Raw genomic sequence first — 21,847 nt, forward strand, 5'->3', positions numbered from 1 at the left:
TCAGCCCGTGACGACCAGGCCGACGACCTCGTCGTCCGAGAACCACACACGTACGTCGGGCCGTCCCCCCGCGAAGGCGGTGTGCACCGCCTGGCGGGTCTCGGGGGACGGGTTGTTCAGATTGCGCCAGGAGCCCGCCACGAACAGGCGCAGCCGGGGCGGGAGTTCGGGCGGATACGGGATCAGCTCGTCCCAGTACCGCTCGGCCTGGCCCGAGCCGACCGTCGAGGGCAGCAGGTTGGTGACCGCCGCCTTGATGTCGGGCCGGTTGCCGATCCGCTGCGAGGCGGGCCGGCCGGGGGCGTCCTGCTGCGGTGAGCCGGTCGCCCGGAGCACGTCGCGCGCCCGCTGCGACGTCATCGGGCGCTGACCGCCTGCCTTGAGCATTCCCTGGAGGGCGGTCAGCGCGCCGACGACCACCGGGGAGGCGGACGAGGTGCCGGAGAAGGTGTCGGTGTACCAGGCGATCTCTTCGGTGCCGCCCTGGAGATCGCCGGGCCGGTCCCAGGAGCCGCCGGTGGTGGTGACCTCGCGGCCCCAGCCCTGGGCGTCCACGCGGGCCCCGTAGTTGGAGAACGAGAGCCGCGAGCGGTCCGGGCCGTGGTCGCGGCCGTGGGTACCCGGAGGCGGGGCGCCCGCGCCGACGAGGACCGCGTCCGAGGAGCGGTTCGACGGGTTGAACGGGTTGTGCCACCACGCCGGGAACTCGTCGGGCCTGCGCTCGTACACCGCGTCGTCGAGGGACTCCGCGCCGTTGCCCGCCGCGCCCACGACCACGATGCCCTTCGCCGTCGCGTACTTGACGGCCGCGAAGTCGTCGGGCCACCACTCCAGGGCGATGTAGCCGCGCTGGTCGTCGCGCGGCTCGAAGTCGAACCGCGGCCCCGGGCGGTGCAGTTCGATCAGGATGACGTCGCCGGGGCCGAGCCGCTCGGCCGCCGCGTGGATCGCCGCCGCCGTGCCCACACCCTGGAAGGATGCCGCCGCGGTCACCGCCTCCGGCGCGATGCCGGTGATGCCGCGCTCGTTGCGGTCGCCGCCGATCACGCCGAGGACCGCCGTACCGTGATTGCGCCAGGCCACGTCCGAGATCGGCGTGCCGACCACGATGCCCGCGAGCTTCGCCGACAGGTCCTCGTGCCCCAGCTGCCAGGCGCCCTCCACGTCGATGACGGTGACGCCCTCGCCGCTGCCGCCGAGCCGCCGCCACGCCCACTGCGCGTCGATGCCGGCGGGCGCGGGGGCCAAGTAGCCCTGGCGGCCCGTGTAGTCGGGCGTCGCGGCCGTCTTCTCCTTCAGCCGCCGCGCCTCCTCGAAGTTCTCCGGGGTCGGGGAGGGCGACGAGGCGCGCGTCGCGGGCACCGCGCCCGGCTTCACGTACGCCGTGTCGATCTCCGGGAGCGCCGCCATCCGCGACCGCAGCTCCTGCGCGCGCTCGGCCCCGCCGCGCACCCGGTAGAACAGCGCCAGATCGGGCACCTCGGCCCCGGGCGCCGCGTCGGCGCCCTGTACCCGCTCCTCGCCGCCGAACAGCGGTTCAAGAGCGAGTTGTTCGTCCCCGAGGAACATGTTCAGCGCCGATACGTCGGCGCCGGCGGCGGAGCGCACGCCGTCGGCCTGGACGCGCAGGCGGGCCTCCGGGCGCGCCACGACGATGAGTTCCTCTTCCGCCCCGCGATAGGTGAAACCGGATCCGTCCGGTCCCGGCCCGGCCGCTCCCGGCCCCTGTGCCGGGCTTGCGTGCTGGTCGGTCATCGGTCCACAGCTCCCCTCGCCACATCCGGTCGTACGGGTCTGCTTGTGCCGTGTGCTTCTTTGAGGCTCGTCGGGGCTCACCCTGCTACGCCGACGCCCGCCCGTCCACCCCTCTCCGGCCAACTGCGTTTGAAAACAAGTTGAATGGGGAACCCCCTGCAACTGCCTTCAATTCGGCCGGAAACCGATGTCACGGATGAACCCGGCCAAAGACTGCGGGGCAAGGAGTGCGTGCCGGGACGCGAGTGGGCCGGGACACGAGTGGGCCGGGACCGTATCGGTCCCGGCCCACTCGCTCGTCCGTCTCGGCTACTCGTCGCCGTCGTCGCTCTCAGGGCGCGGCGGCTTCGGCGGCCTGGTCCGGCCGCTCGGGTTGTCCCGCAGGTGCGAGGAGCCGTCCCCGCCGTCCGTCGCGTGACCGCCGGGCCCGGCGCCCGGATCGCGGCGCTGCAAATAGCGCTCGAACTCGCGGGCGATGGCCTCGCCGGAGGCCTCGGGCAGCTCCGCGGTGTCGCGGGCCTCCTCCAGGGACTGCACGTACTCGGCGACCTCGCTGTCCTCGGCCGCCAGCTGGTCCACGCCCAGCTGCCAGGCCCGCGCGTCCTCGGCCAGCTCGCCCAGCGGGATCTGCAGGCCGATCAGGTCCTCGAGACGGTTGAGGAGGGCCAGCGTCGCCTTCGGGTTCGGCGGCTGCGACACGTAGTGCGGGACGGCCGCCCACAGGGAGACCGCGGGGACGCCGGCGTGCGTGCAGGCCTCCTGGAGGATGCCGACGATGCCCGTCGGCCCCTCGTACTTGGTCTCCTCCAGGTTCATCCGCGTGGCCAGATCCGGGTCGGAGGTGACACCGCTGACCGGCACGGGCCGGGTGTGCGGGGTGTCGCCGAGCAGCGCGCCGAGCACGACGACGAGTTCGACGCCCAGCTCGTGCGCGAAGCCGAGCAGTTCGTTGCAGAACGAGCGCCAGCGCATGGACGGTTCGATGCCCCGGACCAGGACCAGGTCACGGGGCTTGTCCCCGCCGACCCGGATCACCGAGAGCCGCGTCGTCGGCCATGTGATCTTTCGCACTCCGCCGTCGACGAACACGGTCGGGCGGTTGACCTGGAAGTCGTAGTAGTCCTCGGCGTCGAGCGCCGCGAACACCTCGCCCTTCCACTCCTTGTCGAGATGCGCGACCGCGGTGGAGGCGGCGTCGCCGGCATCGTTCCAGCCCTCGAACGCGGCCACCATGACCGGGTCGACCAGCTCGGGAACCCCCTCGAGCTCGATCACCCAGCGCCTCCTTCCGACGTTCCCCCAGTGCCCCGATGGCCTGGAGAGACCCCTTCGCGTACCTGCCCACCTTACGGCGTGGGCGGGGGCCCTCCGCATCCCCTTGTGGGCGCGGACTGCCCCCAACACTGCCCCGCGGCGGAGTGGTCCACTCCACCGCGGGGCAGTCGTCAGGTTCGCGCGAGCCGCGCGGCGTCGGATTCGGTGGCCGGTGCCTCCCGGATCGGCCTGACCAGCAGCCATGCCCCGCACACCAGGGTCAGCGCCTGGGCCCCGGCGAGGAGGCCGAACCCGGCGCCGAAGCCGTGGCCGCCGCTCGCCGCGATGGCCACGCCCATGAGGGTGGGCATGAACGCCGACACGAGGTTGCCGACTCCGTTCACGACGCCGTAGGCGCTGCCGACGAAGCGGGCGGGCGCGCAGTGCTGCACGAGGGTGGGGATCGCGGGCCCCTGAAGGCCCCAGAAGCCGCCGGCCAGGATCAGGCCGGTGGCCGCCGCCGCGTCGCTGTCCGCGCCCGCGACGAGCAGCACGCACACGGCGGTGCCGGTCGAGCCCACGACGAAGGGCAGCGCGAGCAGCCGCCTGGGCAGCCGGTCGAGCACGAGCCCGCCGAGGAACCCGGACACCAGCGACATCAGGAACGGCAGCGCGGAGACGATCCCCATCGCGGAGAGCGAGAAGTGCCGCTCGTGCAGCAGATACGAGGGCAGCCAGGCGCTCGACCCCCACAGATACGCGAGCGTGGCGATCTCGATGACCAGGATGGGCGCAAGCCGTGGCATCCGGAGCGCGCCCTTGAGCGTGGCCCCGAAACCGGGGCGTTCGGCGCCGCGCACCCCGCGCCCGCGGATGAACAGCAGGATCAGGGGCAGCCCGATCACCGCGTTCAGGGCCGCGAGGACGAGGAACGAGGTGTGCCAGTCGAAGCGGTAGACGAGGTACGTGATCAGAGGCAGGCCGGCGGCCGTGCCCAGCGAGACGCCCATCGAGCTGACCGCGTTGGGGCGGCCGGCCTCGTGCGGCTCGAAGTGCTCGCGCACGTACATCGTCTTCAGCGAGAACAGCGGGCCCTCCGCCGCGCCGAGCAGGGCGCGCAGCACGGTCAGCGTGAGCGCGCCGAGCGCGTACGGGGAGAGCAGCGTCATCAGCGACCACAGGGCGATGCTGACGACGAGCCCGCGGCGCACCCCGAGCGACGTCTCGTAGAACGGGGTGAGGACGAACGCCGCGATGCCGTATCCGACGAGGAACACGGTCGACAGGGCGCCCTGGGCCGTCGGGTCACCGGTGATGCCGAAGTGGTCGGTGAACGCCTTGTCCGTGATGAGGACGGAGACGTTCACCCGGTCCACGTAGCTGATCAGCACGATGACCAGCAGGCTGAGGACGCCCGCCCAGCGTGCTCTCGCGCTCACGCGGTCGTCTGCTTCTCGGCCTCGCCGCGGTACATGCGGCGGAGCCGGACCACGCCGAGGTCGTGTTGGTAGAGGTTTTCGTGTTGGTCGGCGTCGGACGGCATGGCCTCCAGCATGGTGCGGTCCTGTTCCAGGACCTCCCAGTGGCGCTCCTCGATGAGTGTCTTGTAGAGGAAGCGCCACGTGTCGCGCTGCCAGTCCTGGACCTTGCGGTAGCGCCAGAAGAAGACGGCGCAGCGCTCCTCGTCGACCGGGCGGACCATGCCGACGATGCCGAACGGGCCGCCGGGGCCCGCGGACGGCGGGTAGGGGATCGACAGGTCGACCCAGTCCACGCCGGTGCGGCACAGCTCGACCCAGTCGAAGTTGACGCCCCGCTGGTCGGTCTTCTCGAAGAAGTAGCCGCGGTCGGTCTCGCGGATGCGGAACTTGGCGGTGGTGTCACCGTCGAACATCGTGTGCGAGTCGTGGTGCAGGAACTGGCCGTGCATGGGGTCGAGCAGGTTCTCGACGCCGTAGCGCCACGGCACGTCCCACTCGGCGTAGCAGAGGAACGCGTCGATGTCGGGGTCCGTGAGTGGCTCGGGAAGCGTCAACTCGGCCGGTTCCGGGTGCTGTTCGTCGCCGAAGTACGCGAGGACGGCGCCTGCCACCTCGCGCACCGGCAGCGACGTGACGAGCTTCTTGCCCTCCAGGTTGCAGCCGGGCAGACCGGGCACGGAGGAGACGGTGCCGTCGGTCTCGACCTCGACGCCGTGGTACCAGCAGGCCACCCGGTCGCCCAGGTGTTTCCCGAGGGAGAGCGGGGCGCTGCGGTGCGGACATCGGTCGGCGAGCATGCTCAGGGTGCCGTCCGAGCGGCGGAACAGCAGCCACTGCTCACCGAGGACGGTCACCTTGCGCATGGCGCCGGGGGCGACGAAGGAGGACGGGACGACCGGGTGCCACTGGTTGCGCAGGCCGGTCGCGTAGATCTTGTCGGCGGTCAGAGCCATGGTGCGTCACGCTCCCAGTCGGTGCATCTCGGCGCGGAAGGATTCCTCGGTCCACGGGGACCCGTCGGGGGCGTGGACCTGACGGGCGTTCAACCCGCTCACGACGTCGGCGAGTTCGTGGCCGACCTTGGTGAAGACCTCTTCGAGCGTCGCCGCGAGCTTGTACTCGTACGGGCTCGGCTCGTGGGTGCGGGACTGGTGGACCTCCAGGTACGGCCAGTCGGTGGTCTCGGTGGTGCTGCTGCTCATGGGTGTCTCCTACGGATTCCAGGAGGGGGTTACAGGTCCAGGACGAGGCGGGAGCCGGCGGCGCAGCGCGAGACGCAGATCATCATCGAGGCGTTCGCGGCGTGCTCGGTCTCCGAGAGGAGGAAATCGCGGTGGTCGGGGGCGCCCTCGATGACGCGGGTCTCGCAGGAGCCGCAGATGCCGTCGCGGCACGAGCTGGCGACGTCGATGCCCGCGGTCTCGGCGGCCTCCAGGATCGACGTGTCGGCGCCGACCGTGAGGGTCTGCCCGGAGGTGCGGCACTCGACCTCGAACTCGCCGTCGTCCGCCGCTCGTTCGACGACGGGTGCGGCGAACCGCTCCAGGCGCAGCCGGTCGCCGGGGCAGCGCTCCTCCACGGCGGCGAGCAGCGGCTCGGGACCGCAGGAGTAGACGAGCGCCCCTTCGGGCAGCGCGGCCAGTGTCGCGTCGAGGTCGATGTGCCCGTGCTCGTCCTGCGGTACGAGGGTCAGGTCGCCGCCGAGCGCGTGCAGCTCGTCGGTGAACGCCATCGAGGCGCGCCCCCGGCCGCCGTACACCATGCGCCAGTCGGCGCCGCGCCGCGCGGCCTCCCGGGCCATCGCGAGGATCGGCGTGACACCGATGCCGCCCGCGATGAACACGTACGCCGGGGCGTCCTCCAGGGCGAAGTGGTTGCGCGGCTCCGACACGGTGACCTGCTGGCCGGGCCGCAGCTTGGTGTGCACGTGCCGCGAACCGCCGCGCGAGGACGGCTCGTTGAGCACGCCGATGCGGTACGTGCCGCAGTCGGCGGGGTCCCCGCACAGGCTGTACTGGCGGACCTGGCCGCCGACGTGCACGTCGAGGTGTGCGCCGGGCTCCCAGGCGGGCAGCGGCTTGCTCTCGGGGTGGGTCAGCTCGACGGACAGGACGCCGTCGGCCTCCCAGGTCATCCGCCGGACCAACAGATCGAGGCGACGCTCTTCGGTCATGGTGCTGGCCTCCTTACGCGCCGGGGATCTTCACGGGCGGGGTGAACGGGTTCTTCATCGGGCCGAGCGCGGCCAGGTCGACCTCGACGAGGGTCGGGCCCTCGGCGCCGACGGCCTGCTCCAGGACCGGGCGCGCGTGCTCGGCGTCCGCGATCCGCAGGTACGGCAACCCGCAGGCGCGGGCGAGGAGTTCGAAGTCCGGCGTGGCGAGGTCGACGCCGGAGCGGCGCTCGCTGTACCGGTCCTGCATGTTGCGGAGCACGCCGTAGCCGCCGTCGTTGAAGACGAGGACGGTCAGCCGCGGCCGCTCCTGGGCGACGGTGAGCAGTTCACCGAGGTGCACGGCGAGGCCGCCGTCGCCCGCGATGACGACGGTGGGCCGCTCGGGGTCCGCGAGGGCGGCGCCGATGCCCATGCCGAGGCCCTGCCCGATGCCGCCGCCGCGCGGGAAGACGTTGGAGCGCGGGTCGTACATCTCCAGGAGCCGGTTGCCCCAGCTGCTGGACGGGATGGTGACGTCACGGGCGACGACGGCGTCGCGCGGCAGCACGGCGCGCAACGCGTCGCAGATCGCGGCCTGCGGGCCGATGTTGTCGTGCAGCGTGGCCCGGACCTCGGCGCGTACGTCCTTGATCCGCTGCGTCCACGACGGCTCGGCGGCGCGGGCGTGGGGGAGCAGGGCGGCCAGCGCGTCGGCGGCGTCGGCGCGCAGGGTGTGCGCGGCCGGGTAGACGCGGCCGAGCGCGGCCGCGTCGACGTCGATCTGGATGTGCCGGTCGGCGTCCGGGAGCTGCAGGCCGTAGTCGGCGGTCTCGTTGGACCGGAAGTGGGTGCCGATGGTGAGGAGCACGTCCGCGTCGGCGAGCAGGGCGCGCCCGGCCGGGGTGGTCGCGAAGTTGCCGATGACCTGCGGGTGGTCCTCGGGGACGGCGCCGCGCCCGGAGTTGGAGGTGAGCAGCCCGGCGCCGGTCGCCTCGACGAGCGCGGTCAGCTCGGCCCCCGCGCGGGCCGCGCCGCCGCCCGCCCAGATCAGGGGGCGCTCGGCGGTGGCCAACAGCGCGGCGGCGGAGGTCAGTTCGGCCGCCGGGACCGAGGTGACGGTCGGCTCCACGGCGACCGGAGCGTCGGTCTGCTCCGCGTACTGGAGGTCGATCGGCCACTCCACGCTCGCCGGTCCTCCGGGCGCGGCGAGCGCGGCACGCGCGGCGGCGCGCAGCACGTCGCCCGCCTCCTCGGTGGAGCGCACGGTGGCGGCGTACGCGGAGACGGCGTCGAGCATGCCGAGCTGGTTCTTCGTCTCGTGGATGAACCCGCGCCCGCTGCCCAGGAACTCGGCCTCGACCTGTCCGGTGACGTGCAGCACCGACGTGCCGGAGGCGAGCGCCTCGATCAGCGAACCGGCCGCGTTGCCCGCGCCCGTGCCGGTCGAGGTGAGCGCGCAGCCGATGGTGCCGCGGGCCCGCCCGTAGGCGTCGGCGGCGTTCACGGCGCTCGCCTCGTGCCGTACGGGTACGAAGCGCAGCTCGCGGTCGACGGCCTCGACCAGCGGCAGATTGTGCACGGACACGATGCCGAAGACCGTGTCGACGCCGAGCTCCTTGAGGACGGCGACGAGGAGGTCACCGCCATTGGCGTACGTCGTATATGACGTATCAGACATGTGAACTCCTCAGAGAATGCCGCGGCCGACGCCGCCGCACACGTCGACGCTGGTTCCGGTGATGTAGGAGGCGCGCGGCGAGAGCAGCGCGACGATCGCGTAGGCGACCTCCTCGGCGCGGCCGAGCCGGCCGAGCGAGACGCCGCGGTCGGCGGCCAGTTCCGCCTGCCAGTCCTCGTACGACATCCCGGAGTCCGCTGCGGCGTGCCGGCGCGTCCACTGGCCGGTGTCGACGAGGCCGAGGCACACCGAGTTGACCCGGATGCCCTCGGGGGCCAGCTCCTGGGACAGGGACTTCGAGAGGTTGAGGATGCCGGCGCGGGCGGCGCTCGTCGTGATCAGCCGCGGCTCGGGCTGCTTGGCGAGGACCGCGTTGACGTTGACGACTGAGGCCGCGTCGGACGCCTTCAGGTACCGCCGTGCCGCTTGGAGCGGGTTGAGCACGCCCGCGAACTTCAGCTCCAGCTCGTCGCGCCAGTCGTCCTCGGTCGTGTCGTCGAGGCGCTTCATGCGGGACTGGCCCGCGTTGTTGACCAGCCCGTCGAGGCGCCCGCCGAACGCCTGCGCGGACGACGCCACGAACTCGCGTACGGCATCGGGGTCCCGTACGTCGCAGGTGGCGGTGTAGAGGCGGTCGTGCGTGCCGATCCTCTTCAGGCGGTCGGCGTCGCGCCCGCAGGTGGCGACGTTCGCGCCTTCGTCGAGGAGGGCGCGGACCGTGGCCAGGCCGACGCCCGAGCTGCCTCCGGTGACCACATAGGTCCGGTCGGCGAGGCCCAGATCCATAACTCGGTTCTCCAGTGGGGAAGTTGGGTCAGTTCATGGTGAAGCCGCCGTTGACGGCGATCACCTGTCCGGTCAGATAGCGGGACTCCTCCGAGAGGAGGAAGGAGGCGAGGCCGGTGAGGTCGTCGGGCTGCTGCGGCCGGGAGATCGCCCGGTTCGCGGCGTACAGCCCGTGCCGCTCCTCCGGGATGCCCTCGGTCGCCTCGCACTCGGTGAGGCCCGGCGCCAGCGCGTTGACGGTGATGCCGCGCTCGCCCAGCTCCCGTGCCATGGCCCGGGTGAGGGCGATGACGGCGCCCTTCGACGTGATGTAGTGCGCGAGCCTCGGCGAGCCGTAAAGGGCAGCGTCCGACGCGATGTTGACGATGCGTCCGGTCGGCCCGAACAGCGGGTGCAGGGTCTTGGCGACCAGCCAGGGGCCGCGCGCGTTGATCGTCATCAGGCGGTCCCAGGTCTCGATGTCGATGTCCTGGAACTCCTTGCCGCCGACGCCGTTGGCGAGGGCCGCGTTGTTGACGAGCCCGTAGAGGCCGCCACCCAACTCCCGTACGAAGTCTGCGAGTTCATCGACGGATGCCGGGTCCGCCACGTCGCAGCGCGTGAAGTGCGCGTCGTGGCCCTCCGCCCGCAGTTCCTCCGCCGCCCGGGCGCCGCGTTCGGCGTCCAGCTCGGCGAGGACGACCCGGAAGCCGTCCTCGCCGGCCCGGCGGGCCATGGCCAGTCCCAGGCCGCGGCCCGCCCCGGTCACGACGACCGTGCGCGCGTCACGCACGTCAGTCACGGGTGACGCCGTGCATCGGCGAGTACTCGGGGTACGAGGGCACCTGCGGCTTCTGCGTGCCGATGACGACGCAGAACAGGGCGTCGGTGTCGCCCTCGTTCTTCAGCGAGCGGGTCACACCGGCGGGCACCACGATCATGTCGCGGTAGCCGAGCGTGCGGTACTCGACCTCGTCCGGGCCGCGGTGCACGCCCACGCGCACCTCGCCCTCCAGGACGAAGAAGGCCTCCTCCACGTCGTGGTGGGTGTGGGCCGGGCCCTCGGCGCCGGGCGGAAGCAGCATGTTCGAGAAGGTGAAGCCGCCGGACGGGAGGATGCGGCTGTCGCCCTCGTGGTTGCCAGTGGCGCCGGAGCCGACGTAGCGGATCTGGCCGCGGCGGTACTGCTTGCCGGCCTTCTCCTGGAAGGAGAGCGTGTCGAAGTCCGCGACGCGGGACTCCTTCGAGGCGATCAGCGAGTCGGTGTACGCGCCGAGGTCGCCGCCGTTGTCGTACTCGGTGGTCGTGAGAGGCATGGTGTTCGTCCTTAGCTAGGCGGTGACGATGTGCAGGTGGGACAGGACCCAGGCGTTGAACCGCTCGGGCTGTTCCTGGTTGGCCAGGTGACCGGCGTCCTTGACGATCACGTAGGCCGTCTTGTGCAGGCCGCCGGCGATGACCTGGGAGGCCTCGACGCCGGTGACCTTGTCGCGGTCGCCGCAGATCACGAGGGTGGGCGCGGTGACGGCGGACAGTTCGGGGCGCAGGTCGGCGCCCGCCATGGCCTCGGCGGCGTACCCGTAGCCGGGCAGCCGCACGGAGGCGGCCATGGTGTCGACGACCCGCTGGACCAGTGCTTCGGGTGCGAGGTCGGAGACGAGGCGCGGTCCGCGCTTCTCGGCGAAGGCGCGGGGTCCCGCCTCGGCCAGGTCGGCGGCGCGGGCCCGCATGCCGTCGGCCTTCGCCGGGTCCGTGCCCGAGCCGACGCTGGAGTCGGCGACGATCAGCGAGTCCACGAGGTCCGGGTGCCGGGTCGCGAGCCGCAGCGCGATGACGCCGCCCCACGAGACACCGAGGACATGCGCCGACGAGCCGTACGAGCGGATCACGCCGGCCGCGGCGTCCGCGAAGCCGTCGAGGTCCAACGGCCCTTCCGGGTCGGCCGACTTGGCGTAGCCGGGCGCGTCCCAGGCGACGACGCGGGCGTGCGGCGCGAGCGCTTCGAGCTGCGGCGCGAAGGCGGCCGAGGAGGACCCGATGCCGTGCAGGCACAGCAGCAGGGGGCCTTCGGTGCCCGCCTCTTCCACGTGGACGGCCGTCACAGGATCTGCCCCGACCGGCCGGCGAGCGCGGCCACCGAGCGCAGCACCGCGTACGGCACGACCTGGCTGGTCGCCGGGTTGCCCGGGTCGGGCCGGTGCGCGACCTCGAAGCGGTACGCGCCGTGCTCCCCGGACGCCTCGATGACGTGGCGGGTGCGCTCGGCGCCCGGATCGGCGACGACCTCGACCCGCACAGCGTCCAGGTCGCCGACGGCGAGGGCGACCGAGGCGGCCACGTTCGTCGACTTGGGGAACTTCACCGGCACGTCGCGCGCCGTGCCGGTCATGACGGTGACCGGGCCGGTCGCCGCGCGCATCCGGCCCAGCAACTCCTCGTCCATCCAGGGCTGTTCGAGGGTGGAGGGCAGCTTCGTGGTGGTGAGCCGGACGTCCTTGATCGGCCCCAGGACCCGCACGGCCTGGAGCAGATCGAGGCCGCCGACCGCGCCGCCCGTGAAGAACACCCGGCCGGGCCCGGCGGCGAGCAGCTTCTTGGCCAGCTCGTCGTCGGTGAGGGCCCCGGTGGATGCCACGAGCAGATCCGTGCCGGAGGTGAGGACGTGCTCGCCCCACTCCCGTACGACGCCCTGACCGGCCGCTTCGACGATCAGGTCGCAGCGCTCGATGGCCTCCTCGAAGGTGACCTGCGGCGCGGGCGCCGCCTCGCCGAGCGGCCGGTTGTCGACGATGCACGTCAGCTCGGCGCCCTGGATCTCCTGCCCGGCGAGCGCGGTGCCGACGACGCGGCCGATGGCGCCCCAGCCGACGAGTCCGACCTTCAGCGTGCTCATTTCCGTACTCCTTCGGCGACGATCGGGGACTCCGGCGAACCGGCCATGTGACAGCGGATCTCCTTCGACGGCGGGCCCGCCGTGCCCCACAGGTCGGAGAGCTCCGGGACCCGCCGCCACACCTTGGCGATCCACCGGTCCTCGACGATCTGGGCGACCTCGGACGTGTACTCGCAGACGAGCCCGGTCGGGTCGGTGAAGTAGGAGAAGGTGTTGTTGCCCGGCCCGTGCCGCCCCGGACCCCACTGCGGGACGATCCCGTGGTGGCGCAGGCGCCCGAGCCCCCGCATGAAGTGGTCGACCGAACTCATCTCGTACGCCACGTGGTTGAGGGACACCCACTCGGCCTGGTTGAACGCGATGCAGTGGTGGTCGGCGTTGCAGCGCAGGAACGCCATCTGGTGCTCGGACCAGTCGGAGACGCGCAGGCCGAGGACGTCGCAGTAGAAGGCGACGGCGGCGTCGATGTCGGGGGTGTTGAGGACGGCGTGCGTGACACCGACCGGCACGGCCCCGTCCCGCCCGCGCGGGGCGACCGCCCACGTCTCGGCGGACAGCTCGACGAGCCGGCCCTCGTGGTCGTGGAAGCGCAGGCCGTAGCCGCCGCCGACCTGGTCGAGCGGACCCGGCCCCGCGACGGGCACGATGCCGCGTGCTTCGAGCCTGCGCGCCGCCTCGTCGATCTCGGCGGGCGTGGTGACGGCGAACACGAGGCGGCCGAGGCCGGTGCGGTCGGAGCGGGTGAGCTGGAGGGCGTGGTGCTGCTCGCCGGTGCCGCGCAGCCAGCTCGCGCTGTGCTCGGACTCGACGACCTCCAGGCCCCACGCCTCCTCGTAGAAGTCGGTGGCCTCGGCGAACGAGGGGGTGAGCAGCTCGACGGAGCGCAGCGCGCGCAGCCGGGCGATCGGGGGCTGAGTGGGGTGGGGCATGAGAACTCCGTTGCGGGGGTGGTCAGTTGGCCCAGGGGAGCGGGGCTTCGGACGTGCCCCAGTACAGGGACTTCTGGCGTTGGTAGGCGCGGATGGCGTCACGTCCCTTCTCGGTGCCGAGGCCGCTGTCCTTCATCCCGCTGAACGGGGTGGACGCGCTGAACTGCTTGTACGTGTTGATCCAGACGGTCCCGGCGTCGATCCGGCGGGCGAGCCGCCACGCGGCACGGGCGTCGCGGGTCCAGATCCCGCAGGCAAGCCCGTACACGGAGTCGTTGGCCTGCTCGACCAGGTCGTCCTCGTCGTCGTAGGGCAGGACCACCAGGACCGGGCCGAAGATCTCCTCCTGGCAGGTCCGGGAGTCGTTCGCGAGCCCGGCGAGGACGGTCGGCAGGTAGTACGCGCCGTTCTCGTACGCGGGGCCTTCGGGGGCGGCGCCGCCGCACAGCACCTCGGCGCCCTCGGAGCGGGCGAGGTCGACGTAGGCGGCGACCGAGTCCCGGTGCTTGGTGTGCACGAGCGGGCCGACCTGGGTGTCGGGGTCGGTACCGGGCCCGACCCGCAACTTGCCGACCCGCGAGACGAGTTCACCGACGAACAACTCGTACAGCGACGCGTGCACGAACAGCCGCGAACCGGCGATGCAGGACTGTCCGCTGGAGGAGAAGATCCCGAACATCACGCCCGCGAGGGCCTGTTCGACGTCCGCGTCGGCCCGCACGATCGTCGGCGACTTGCCGCCCAGCTCCAAGGAGGCCGGGATCAGCTTGCGCGCGGCGATCTCCGCGATGGAGCGGCCGGTCTCCGTGCCGCCGGTGAAGCCGATCCGGCCGACGAGCGGGTGCTTGACGACGGCGTCGCCGACCACTCGGCCGCTGCCGGGCAGGACCGACAACAGGGCGGTGGGCAGGCCGAGTTCGTCGAGTGCCCGCGTAATGATCCGGCCGAGCTTCAGGGAGACCAGCGGGGTCCAGGCGGCGGGCTTGAGCAGCACCGCGTTCCCGGCGGCGAGCGCGGGGGCGATCTTCTGCGCGTCGCTGGCGACGGGGGAGTTCCACGGGTTGATCGCCCCGACCACGCCGATCGGCTCGTGCACGCTCATCGTGACGTACGGGCCGCGCGACGGCGTGATCGCCTCTTCGGCGGTCTCCAGCGTGGCGCCCAGGTACCGGAAGGTGCCGGCTGCGCTGAGCGCGAGCGCCTTCGTCTCGGTGAGGGTCTTGCCGGTGTCGGCGGTCTGCGTCGCGGCGAGCTCGTCCGCGGCCTCCTCGGTCAGCTCGGCGATCCGGTACAGGAGCCGGGCCCGCTGGTGGGGGAGGAGCGCACGCCAGGCGGGATCCGCCGCTGCCGCCGCCGCGGCGCGCGCGGCCTCGTCGACCTCGTCGGCGGACGCGGCGTGCACGGTGGCGAGCACCTGCCCCGTGGCCGGGTCGACGGTCTCGAAGGGGTCACCCGCGCCGCGCCGCCACTGGCCCGCGACGAGGATTTCGGTGGGGTGGTGGGACACGGCGGGACCTCCGGCGAACGGGAGTTGACTTGCTGAAGCACTAGAAAGCTAAGCGCTTAAATGTTTCTCCGCAAGGCCCTGCCGTCGGGGTCTTCGTCGTTCACCCATCTTCAGATCCCTAAGCAGCTAACCATTGACCGCTTAGGAGTTGCCTTCTACTGTCGCCGGAACTCCTCATGAACTCCGCACGCTCGCGTGCTCGCGGAAGGACCCCTCCATGACGACTGTGGCCGGTAAAGCCGGAGAATCCGGCAAACAGGGCCTCGGCTCGATCGCGGCCAGACTCGAACGGCTGCCGCACTCCCGCTGGCACGTCAAGGTGCGCTTCCTGATCGGCGCCGTGACGTTCTTCGAGGCCTTCGACCAGCTCCTCGCCGCATCCGCCCTGCCCGTCCTCATCAAGGACTGGCACCTGAGCACGGGGCAGGCGACCTTCGCGGTCACCGCGGGATCCATCGGCATGCTGCTCGGCGCGCTGGTCGCCGGCTGGCTGGGGGACCGGATCGGCCGGGTGCGCACGGTGGCCCTGGGCGTCGCGATCACCGGCCTCGCCAGCCTCGCCGTCGCCACGGCGAACGGGATCGAGCTGTTCTCGCTCTACCGGTTCGTCCAGGGACTCGGCATCGGCGGCGTCGTCCCGGTCGCGGCCACGTACATCAACGAGATCTCCCGCTCCGACAAGCGCGGCCGCTTCGTCCTGCTCTACGAGATGATCTTCCCGGCCGGACTCGCGGCCGCCAGCCTCGTCGCGGTGTGGGTCGTGCCGAACCTGGGCTGGCGTGCCATGTTCATCCTGGGCGGGCTGCCCGTCCTGATCGCCGTCGCGCTGCCCAAGTACGTCGCCGAGTCGCCGCGCTGGCTGCTCTCCCAGGGGCGCCTGGAGGAGGCCGAGAAGGTCATCGCCCGGATCGAGTCCGAGGTCGAGCGGGCCGTGGGCGCACCGCTGCCGGAGCCCGGTCCGGCGCCCGTGGCGGAGACCGGCCGCGGCCGGCTGCGGGACCTGTTCACCGGCCGCTATCTGCGGCGTACCGCCGTCCTGTCCGGCCTGTGGTTCGTCGCGTACTACGTCAACCACGGCATCTCGACGTGGCTGCCCTCGCTCTACACCAAGAACTTCGGCCTGGACCTCACGACGGCGCTGGTCTACACGCTGCTCAGCAACCTCACCGGCCTGGTCGGCACCTTCGTCGTCGCGCTCCTCATCGACCGGATCGGGCGGCGCCCGGCGCTGGTCGCCGCGCTCGGCGGCACGGCGCTCACGCTCGGGATCCTGGCCCTGGTCGGGGTGACGTCGGGGCTCCAGGTCGCCGTGTTCGCCTCCTGCACGACGTTCTTCGTCTACGCGATCAACGCGGGCCTCTACCTCTACTCGCCGGAGCTCTACCCGACGCGGAACCGGGCCACCGGCGCGGCCTTCGGCGGCCTGTGGAACCGGCTCGGCGTCATCCTCGGCCCGATCACGGTCGGCGCGATCATCGGCTCCGGCGGCGGACTCGGACTGGTCTTCGCGCAGTTGGCGATCGTGGCCGTCGTGGGTGCGGTGATCGCCCTGTTCGCGGTGGAGACGAAGGGCAAGACGCTGGAGGAGCTGAACGCGTAACGGGGGAGTGCGAATGTCGCGGCGCCGGGGCCTGATGGCTCCGGCGCCGTCGTCGTACGGTGCGGTGTCACGCGGAGCCGCTGCGGCCTCAGGCGGTGTCCGGCCCGTCCGCGAGGGCCCCGCCCAGCGTCCCCAGCAGGGCCCGCAGCTCCCGCCGATCCTTTGGCCGCAGCCCGTCCAGCAGCTCCCGCTCGCCCGCCCTGCGCTCCTCGGTGGCCCGGTCGACCAGTTCCCGCCCGGCCTCCGTCAGCCGCAGCTGCACGATCCGCCGGTCCCGCTCGTCGCCCTCCCGCTCGATGAGCCCGGCCCGCTCCAGACGGTCCGCGTGCTGGGTCATTCCACCGGCGCCGACCGCACCGGCCGCCGTCAGCTCGCCCATGGTGCGGCGGTGCGGGGCGGGGGCCCGGCGCAGCTCGGCGAGCACCTCGAAGGCCGCCAGGGAGATGCCGTGCCGCTTGACGACGCGGCCGATCAGCGTGCGGTAGCGGGCGGCGCAGTCGGTGAGGGCGGCGAAGACGCGGGTGTCGGCGTCGGTGGCGGGGGAGTGTCCGGGGCGCGGCGGTCCTTCGGGGTCCTCGGCCGGTGCGCCGATGGCCGCGGCCAGCACGTCGGTGAGCAGCGGCTCCAGGTCGACCGTCGGCACCGAGCGGGCCGGTTCGTGCGCGAACAGGTAGCGCTCCATGATGACGCCGAACAGCACGCTGCGGATCATGCCGATCCGGGCCGTCGCCCCGGGCCCTTCGCCGAGCACGCCCCGCAGGGGCCCGGTCACAAGACGCTCCAGGAGTTCGCTCAACTGCTCGGCGCTGGGAGGGTGGTCGAGCGCCGAGCGGATCAGCGCGGCCAGCGGGTCCTGGGCGGAGAGCCGGTCCCAGCGGTCCAGGTAGGAGTGGGCGAGGGCCCCGGGGAGGCCGGCCGGATCGTTGCCCGCCTCGTCGAGGAGCGCGGCCGTGACGCCGGTCCCCTCGCCGACCACGGCGCGGAAGAGGCCGTCCTTGGACCCGAAGTACGACATGACGAGTCCGGGCGTCACCCCGGCGTCGGCGGCGATGGCCCGGATGCCGACCCCCTGGTACCCGTGGGCCGCGAACAGCCGCCTGGCCGCGTCGAGCACGGCCCTCCGGTTCCCCTCGGGGTCGTGCGAGCGGCCGCGCCGTTTCTCCTGCTGTGGATCCACGGCCCAACAGTAGTCGAGCCGGGGAAGCGGCCAGCTTGTGCACGGCCGTTCAAATTGATCACCCAGGCAGGGGCTGGGGAGTATCGATGTGGGCGACCCTCTTGCCAAGAAGGTACTTCAGAGTCAATCATTTCAGCTCTTAGGTAATCCGTACCGCTCGCTCGCTCCGAGAGGCCTGGTGGCAGACGGTTTGAAACCCACACCCTTCGACTACTGCGCCCCGCGCTCCGTCCCGGAGGCGCTCGCCCTGCTCGCCGACGAGGACCGCGACCCCAAGGTGGTCGCCGGCGGTCAGTCGCTGATCCCGATGCTGAGCATGCGGCTCGCCCGCCCCGGCCTCCTCGTCGACATCACCCGCATCCCCGGCCTCGGCACACTCTCCGTCGACGCGGCGGGCGCGCTGCGCGTCGGCGCCGCCGTCCGCCAGTGCGACGCGGCCGCCGACCCCCGCGTCCGCGAGGGCTGGCCGCTGCTCGCCGCCGCGATCGGTCACATCGGGCATCCGCAGATCCGCGCCCGCGGCACCGTCTGCGGCAGCCTCGTCCACCACGACCCGGCCGCCGAACTCCCCACCGCCGCCGTGGCGTTGGACGCCCGCTTCGTCATCGCGGGCCCGGCGGGGGAGCGCACGGTCCTGGCCGAGGAGTTCTTCGTCGCCACCTTCCAGACCGCCGTGGAACCGGACGAACTCCTCACCGAGGTCGTGTTCCCGGCCCGCCGTGGCGGCTGGGCCTTCGAGGAACTCGCCCGCAGGCACGGCGACTTCGCCACGGTCGGCGTCGCCGTCCTCCTGGAGCGCACGGGCGACGCCGTGAGCGCCGCCCGCGTCGTCCTCTGTGGCGTCGGCCCCACCCCGGTCCGCCTCCCCGCCGCCGAAGCGGCCCTGACCGGCACCGACGCGGGCCCGGCCGCCCTCGACGCGGCCCGCGAGGCCGCTCTCGCGCACCTCGACCCGTCCGACGACGTCCACGCCACGGCCGCGTACCGCCGCGAGGCCGCCGCCCACCTCCTCGTCCGCGCCTGCACGACAGCCTGGGAGCGCACCCGATGACCTCCACGACCCCCGCCGCCCGCCCCGCACGCACCCCGCCGCTCGCCGAACCCTCCGGCTGGCACGAGATCCGGCTCACCGTGAACGGCGACCCCGTCACCGCCCAGGCCGAATCCCGGCTGCTGCTCAGCGACTTCCTCCGCGACCGGCTCCGGCTCACCGGCACCCACGTCGGCTGCGAGCACGGCGTGTGCGGCGCCTGCACCGTCCTCGTCGACGGCACACCCGTCCGCTCCTGCCTCACGCTCGCCGTGCAGTGCGAGGGCGCCGAACTGCGCACCGTCGAGGGCCTCGCCGGTCCTGACGCCCCGCTCACCCCGGTCCAAGAGGCGTTCCACGCCTGCCACGGAATGCAGTGCGGCTTCTGCACGCCCGGTTTCCTCATGACCGCGACCGCCCTGACCGAACAGGACGAACGGCCGGGCGACACCGAGGTCGCCGACGCCCTCAGCGGCCACCTCTGCCGCTGCACCGGCTACCGGGGCATCCGCCGCGCGCTCACCCGGGCCCTCGACGAGACGTACGAATCCGTACCGGCCTCCGACGCTCGGCGAGGGGAGTGACCCGCATGTCCACGCCCTGGATCGGCCGCCCCGTCCCGCGCGTCGAGGACGACCGCCTGCTGCGCGGCAACGGCCGCTACGTCGACGACATCGACCTGCCCGGCGCCGCCGAGGCCGCCGTCCTGCGCAGCCCGCACGCCCACGCCCGCATCGAGTCCGTCGACGTCACCGCCGCACTGGAAGCCCCCGGCGTCCTCGCCGTCTGGACCGGCACCGACGTCGCCCACCTCGCGCCCCTCCTGAACAAGGAGGAGCTGCGCACCCCGCCCCGCCTCGCCGAACTCCTCGACCCGCGCGTGGCCATGACCCCGATGCCGCTGCTCGCCACCGACAAGGTCCTCTACGTCGGCCAGCCCGTCGCCATCGTCTTCGCCGACAGCCGCTACCTCGCCGAGGACGCCCTCGAACTCGTCGACGTCCGCTACGCGCCGCTGCCCGTCCTCGTCGACCCCGACCGCGCCCTCGACGACGACGCCCCGCTGCTCCACGACGACCTGCCGGACAACACGGCGGTGGCCGTCGCGGCCCAGGTCGGCGACCCCGACGCCGCGTTCGCCGCCGCGCACACCGTGATCAGCGAGGAGTTCCAGGCGCACCGCTACGTCGCCTCGCCCATCGAGACCCGCGCCGTCGCCGCCCGCACCGACCCCTACAGCGGCGAACTCACCGTCTGGTCCAACACCCAGACCCCGCACCGCGTCCGCGAGTCCATCGCCACCACTCTCGGCCTCGACGCCGAGTCCGTCCGCGTCATCGCGACCGACGTCGGCGGCGGCTTCGGCCAGAAGGGCATCCTCTACGTAGAGGAAATGCTGATCCCTTACGCGGCGGGCAAGTTGGGTCGCCCCGTGGTCTGGCGCGAGGACCGTAACGAGAACCTCACCGCCGCCTCCCACGCCCGCGAGCAGCTCCACCGCATCGAACTCGCCGCCGACGCGGGCGGCACGATCCTCGCCGTCCGCGACCGCATCACCGTCAACTTCGGCGCGTACAACATGACCGGCCTGGTCGTCCCGTACAACTCGCTGTGCCACCTCCTCGGCCCCTACCGGATCCCGAACGTCGACATCGACGTCGTCGGCGTCCTCACCAACACCGCCTTCGCCACGCCGTACCGGGGAGCGGGACGCCCCGAGACGGTCTTCGCGATGGAACGGGCGATGGACCGACTCGCCGCAAAACTGGGCATGGAACCAGCCGAGTTGAGGGCCCGCAACCTCATCGGCCCCGGCGACATGCCGTACACGACCGGCCTCGTCGACCGCTCCGGCAACCCCCAGTCGTACGACTCCGGGGACTTCCCCGAACTGCTGCGCCGGGCCCGCGCCAAGGTCCACCGGCCCGCGGAGGAGCGCGAGGGCAAGCGCGTCGGCGTCGGCTACGCCATGTACATCGAGGCCACCGGGCTCGGACCCTTCGAGACCGCGCGCATCGACATCGCGCCCAGCGGCCGCGTCAAGCTCGCCATCGGCGCGCCCTCCCAGGGCCAGGGACACCGCACGTCGATGGCGCAGATCGCCGCCGACGCGCTCGGTGTGCCGCTCGATGTCATCGACGTGGTCGGCGGCGACACCTCCGCGACCCCCTTCGGCGTCGGCACCATCGCGAGCCGCGCCCTCGTCAACGCGGGCAACGCGACCCACCGGGCGGGCAGGCTCGTACGCGAGAAGGCGCTCGACGCCGCGGCCCGCCGACTCGACGTGCCCGCAGTCGAACTCACCCTCACCGACGGCGTGTTCACCACAAAGCAGCCGGACGGGCCCACCCTCACCCTCGCCGAACTCGCGGGCCGCGCCCCGCTCCCCGGCACCCCCGAACCCACCGACGGCCGGCACGGCACCGAACTCAGCGAGACCGTCCACTTCCGCCCTCCCGGCTTCGCCGTCGCCAGCGGAGCACACGCCGCGGTCGTCGAAGTCGACGAGAGAACAGGCGAGTTGGAGATCCTCCAGTACGTCGTTGTGCACGACGCCGGTGTCATCGTCAACCCGCTCATCGCCGAGGGCCAGGTCACCGGAGGCATCGCCCAGGGCATCGGCGGCGCCCTCTACGAGGAGATGATCTACGGGCCCGACGGTCAGCCCCGCACCGGCACCTACATGGACTACCTCGTCCCCACCTCGTCCGAGATCCCCGACCTCGACATGGACGAGATCCACTCGCCGAGCCCCATGAACGACCTCGGCGTGAAGGGCCTCGGCGAGGGCGGCGCCATCGCCCCGCAGGCCGTCCTCGCGAACGCCGTCGAGGACGCCCTGCGCCCCTTCGGAGTCGTCGTCCGCCGCGGCCCGCTCTCACCCAGCCGCATCCGCGACCTGCTGCGCGACGCCCCCGCCGCCACCCGCTGACCCCCGATCGAAAGAACCCGACCATGCAGCTCGACCACACCTTCACCGTCCCGGCCGCCCCCGACGACGCCTGGAAGCTCTTCCACGACCTCGGCCGCGTCGCCCCCTGCATGCCGGGCGCGGTCCTCGACACCCTCGACGGCGACACCTTCACCGGCCGCGTGAAGGTCAAGGTCGGCGCGGTGCAGATGAGTTACCGCGGCGAGGGCACCGTGACCCGCGACGAGGCGGCCCGCAGCATGCGGCTCGACCTCAGCGCCAGCGAGACCCGAGGTGCGGGCACCGCCGCCGCGACCGTCACCGCGGAGCTCGTCGCCGACCCCGCGGGCACCCGCGTCCGCGTCCGCACCGACCTCGACATCACCGGCCGCCCCGCCCAGTTCGGCCGCGGCATCATGACCGAGGTCGGCGACCGGATCGTGGGCCAGTTCGCCGAGCGGCTCGCGGAGTTGCTGTCGGGCCCGCGGGCAGAGTCCGCAGCTCCGGCGGCGCCCGCCGAGCCGGAGGCCGTCGACCTCGGCGCCGCCGCGCTGCCCGTCCTCCTGAAGAAGGCCGCCGTCCCGGCCGCCGCCGCGCTCGCGGCGGTGATACTGGTCGCGGTGATCGGCAGGCGCCGCCGCGGATCGCTTCAGGGATAGAATTTTCAGGGGCGTACGATTTCGCGTCCGCCCGTGGGAAGCGCGCGAGGGGA

At 72.5% G+C, this 21,847-nt stretch carries 20 protein-coding genes; 5 read left to right on the top strand and 15 right to left on the bottom strand.

Going from position 1 to position 21,847, the window contains the following annotated elements:
• From ACFV9W_RS13965 to ACFV9W_RS14030, 14 genes are all read right to left on the bottom strand, one after another.
• Positions 1 to 1,755 carry a S8 family peptidase gene (locus ACFV9W_RS13965; protein ID WP_385759523.1) on the bottom strand — a complete coding sequence of 585 codons (1,755 nt, stop codon included), beginning with the start codon at positions 1,753 to 1,755 and terminating at the stop codon, positions 1 to 3.
• Between the two features lie 309 nt (positions 1,756 to 2,064).
• Positions 2,065 to 3,030, bottom strand: a complete 966-nt coding sequence (locus tag ACFV9W_RS13970) for a PAC2 family protein (protein ID WP_385759526.1) — start codon at positions 3,028 to 3,030, stop codon at positions 2,065 to 2,067.
• Positions 3,031 to 3,200: 170 nt separating this feature from the next.
• Positions 3,201 to 4,448, bottom strand: a complete 1,248-nt coding sequence (locus ACFV9W_RS13975) for an MFS transporter (protein WP_385759529.1) — start codon at positions 4,446 to 4,448, stop codon at positions 3,201 to 3,203.
• A complete protein-coding gene (locus tag ACFV9W_RS13980) occupies positions 4,445 to 5,443 on the bottom strand; it encodes a Rieske 2Fe-2S domain-containing protein (RefSeq protein WP_385759532.1) in 999 nt (332 codons plus the stop codon). The genes ACFV9W_RS13975 and ACFV9W_RS13980 overlap by 4 nt, the downstream gene beginning before the upstream one ends.
• Before the next feature lie 6 nt (positions 5,444 to 5,449).
• Positions 5,450 to 5,692, bottom strand: coding sequence for a recombinase-like helix-turn-helix domain-containing protein (locus tag ACFV9W_RS13985; RefSeq protein WP_385759536.1), 243 nt, complete (start codon positions 5,690 to 5,692; stop codon positions 5,450 to 5,452).
• Positions 5,693 to 5,721: 29 nt separating this feature from the next.
• The gene (locus tag ACFV9W_RS13990; protein WP_385759538.1) at positions 5,722 to 6,663 is read right to left on the bottom strand and encodes a PDR/VanB family oxidoreductase; all 942 of its coding nucleotides are present in this window, start codon (positions 6,661 to 6,663) and stop codon (positions 5,722 to 5,724) included.
• A gap of 13 nt (positions 6,664 to 6,676) precedes the next feature.
• Entirely contained in the window at positions 6,677 to 8,323 is a 1,647-nt protein-coding gene (locus ACFV9W_RS13995) for a thiamine pyrophosphate-binding protein (RefSeq protein ID WP_385759541.1), read from the bottom strand.
• A gap of 9 nt (positions 8,324 to 8,332) precedes the next feature.
• The gene (locus ACFV9W_RS14000) at positions 8,333 to 9,109 is read right to left on the bottom strand and encodes an SDR family oxidoreductase (RefSeq protein ID WP_385759544.1); all 777 of its coding nucleotides are present in this window, start codon (positions 9,107 to 9,109) and stop codon (positions 8,333 to 8,335) included.
• Positions 9,110 to 9,137: 28 nt separating this feature from the next.
• Entirely contained in the window at positions 9,138 to 9,881 is a 744-nt protein-coding gene (locus tag ACFV9W_RS14005; protein WP_385759870.1) for an SDR family oxidoreductase, read from the bottom strand.
• A gap of 1 nt (position 9,882) precedes the next feature.
• Positions 9,883 to 10,404, bottom strand: coding sequence for a cupin domain-containing protein (locus tag ACFV9W_RS14010; protein WP_385759546.1), 522 nt, complete (start codon positions 10,402 to 10,404; stop codon positions 9,883 to 9,885).
• Positions 10,405 to 10,419: 15 nt separating this feature from the next.
• Positions 10,420 to 11,190: an alpha/beta fold hydrolase gene (locus ACFV9W_RS14015; RefSeq protein ID WP_385759549.1), complete on the bottom strand. Its 771-nt coding sequence runs from the start codon at positions 11,188 to 11,190 to the stop codon at positions 10,420 to 10,422.
• Positions 11,187 to 11,981: an aspartate dehydrogenase domain-containing protein gene (locus tag ACFV9W_RS14020; protein ID WP_385759552.1), complete on the bottom strand. Its 795-nt coding sequence runs from the start codon at positions 11,979 to 11,981 to the stop codon at positions 11,187 to 11,189. Before ACFV9W_RS14020 ends, ACFV9W_RS14015 begins: the two co-directional genes overlap by 4 nt.
• Positions 11,978 to 12,910: a VOC family protein gene (locus tag ACFV9W_RS14025; protein ID WP_385759555.1), complete on the bottom strand. Its 933-nt coding sequence runs from the start codon at positions 12,908 to 12,910 to the stop codon at positions 11,978 to 11,980. The genes ACFV9W_RS14020 and ACFV9W_RS14025 overlap by 4 nt, the downstream gene beginning before the upstream one ends.
• A 22-nt stretch (positions 12,911 to 12,932) precedes the next feature.
• Positions 12,933 to 14,417: an aldehyde dehydrogenase family protein gene (locus tag ACFV9W_RS14030; protein ID WP_385759558.1), complete on the bottom strand. Its 1,485-nt coding sequence runs from the start codon at positions 14,415 to 14,417 to the stop codon at positions 12,933 to 12,935.
• A 217-nt stretch (positions 14,418 to 14,634) separates the two neighbouring features.
• On the opposite strand from ACFV9W_RS14030, the gene ACFV9W_RS14035 reads away from it, so the two are divergent.
• Positions 14,635 to 16,017 (top strand): MFS transporter, encoded by a 1,383-nt coding sequence (locus ACFV9W_RS14035; protein WP_385759561.1) that lies wholly within the window; start codon positions 14,635 to 14,637, stop codon positions 16,015 to 16,017.
• A gap of 88 nt (positions 16,018 to 16,105) precedes the next feature.
• On the opposite strand, the gene ACFV9W_RS14040 is transcribed toward ACFV9W_RS14035, so the two are convergent.
• A complete protein-coding gene (locus ACFV9W_RS14040; RefSeq protein ID WP_385759563.1) occupies positions 16,106 to 17,194 on the bottom strand; it encodes a TetR family transcriptional regulator in 1,089 nt (362 codons plus the stop codon).
• A 190-nt stretch (positions 17,195 to 17,384) separates the two neighbouring features.
• Here ACFV9W_RS14040 and ACFV9W_RS14045 point away from each other — a divergent pair, with 190 nt between their 5' ends.
• The 4 genes from ACFV9W_RS14045 to ACFV9W_RS14060 are packed head-to-tail and all read left to right on the top strand — an operon-like array spanning position 17,385 to position 21,794.
• On the top strand, positions 17,385 to 18,245 hold the full coding sequence (locus ACFV9W_RS14045; protein WP_385759566.1) for an FAD binding domain-containing protein: 861 nt from the start codon (positions 17,385 to 17,387) through the stop codon (positions 18,243 to 18,245).
• Complete coding sequence (locus ACFV9W_RS14050; protein WP_385759568.1) at positions 18,242 to 18,808, top strand: (2Fe-2S)-binding protein; 567 nt, start codon at positions 18,242 to 18,244, stop codon at positions 18,806 to 18,808. Before ACFV9W_RS14045 ends, ACFV9W_RS14050 begins: the two co-directional genes overlap by 4 nt.
• A gap of 5 nt (positions 18,809 to 18,813) precedes the next feature.
• Positions 18,814 to 21,156 carry a xanthine dehydrogenase family protein molybdopterin-binding subunit gene (locus ACFV9W_RS14055; protein ID WP_385759571.1) on the top strand — a complete coding sequence of 781 codons (2,343 nt, stop codon included), beginning with the start codon at positions 18,814 to 18,816 and terminating at the stop codon, positions 21,154 to 21,156.
• Positions 21,157 to 21,179: 23 nt separating this feature from the next.
• A complete protein-coding gene (locus tag ACFV9W_RS14060) occupies positions 21,180 to 21,794 on the top strand; it encodes an SRPBCC family protein (protein WP_385759574.1) in 615 nt (204 codons plus the stop codon).
• Positions 21,795 to 21,847: the final 53 nt, after the last annotated feature.

It is taken from the genome of Streptomyces sp. NPDC059897, from assembly GCF_042730865.1.
Taxonomy (GTDB): domain Bacteria; phylum Actinomycetota; class Actinomycetes; order Streptomycetales; family Streptomycetaceae; genus Streptomyces.